Origin of the sequence: Micromonospora sp. NPDC047620, from assembly GCF_043205005.1 — a bacterium.
Lineage (GTDB): Bacteria > Actinomycetota > Actinomycetes > Mycobacteriales > Micromonosporaceae > Micromonospora.
In genome coordinates this window covers 1-699 of the sequence record NZ_JBIDDG010000208.1, presented here as the reverse complement: position 1 = coordinate 699, position 699 = coordinate 1, and the positions used below count along the sequence as shown (strand labels likewise).

At 67.1% G+C, this 699-nt stretch carries 1 protein-coding gene and 1 pseudogene; both read left to right on the top strand.

The window, feature by feature from the left end:
- Positions 1-433 (top strand): SDR family NAD(P)-dependent oxidoreductase (locus ACGF5C_RS35310; protein WP_393308834.1); only part of this gene is annotated, 433 nt, incomplete at its 5' end.
- A 46-nt stretch (positions 434-479) separates the two neighbouring features.
- Positions 480-699 (top strand): annotated as a pseudogene (locus ACGF5C_RS35305) (SDR family mycofactocin-dependent oxidoreductase); the annotation flags it as partial.

Sequence of the window (699 nt, the reverse complement as noted above, 5' to 3'; positions counted from 1 at the left end):
CACCATCGCGGTGAACCTGCACGGGGTCTTCCACAGCATTCAGGCCGTCCTGCCCGATATGCGCGCCGCGCAGTGGGGCCGGATCGTCAACATCTCCTCCTCCAGCACCCATTCCGGGCAACCCTTCATGTCGCACTATGTCTCGGCGAAGTCGGCGGTCAACGGACTGACGAAATCGCTGGCCCTGGAACTCGGCCCGGAGGGCATCACCGTGAACGCGGTCCCGCCCGGGTTCATCGATACACCGATGCTGCGCAAGACCGAACAGGCCCAGCTGCTCGGCGGATCCATCGCGGACCACATCGCCCGCACCCCGGTCCGCCGGGTCGGCCGGCCCGAGGACATCGCCGCCGCCTGCGCGTTCCTCGTCTCCGAGGAGGCCGGCTACATCACCGGCCAGATCCTGGGCGTCAACGGCGGCCGCAATACCTAACCGGCGCGAAACGCGCTGAGGCACAACACAACCGAAAGGACCACCAGTGGGACGCGTGGAAGGCAAAGTCGCCCTCGTCACCGGTGCCGCACGAGGACAGGGCCGCAGTCACGCGGTGAAGCTGGCGTCCGAGGGCGCCGACATCATCGCCGTCGACATCTGCAAGGACATCGAGACCATCGGCTATGCGATGGCGCGGCCGGAAGACCTCGAGGAAACCGAACGACTGGTGGAGAAGACCGGCCGCCGGATCGTCGCCGTGCAGG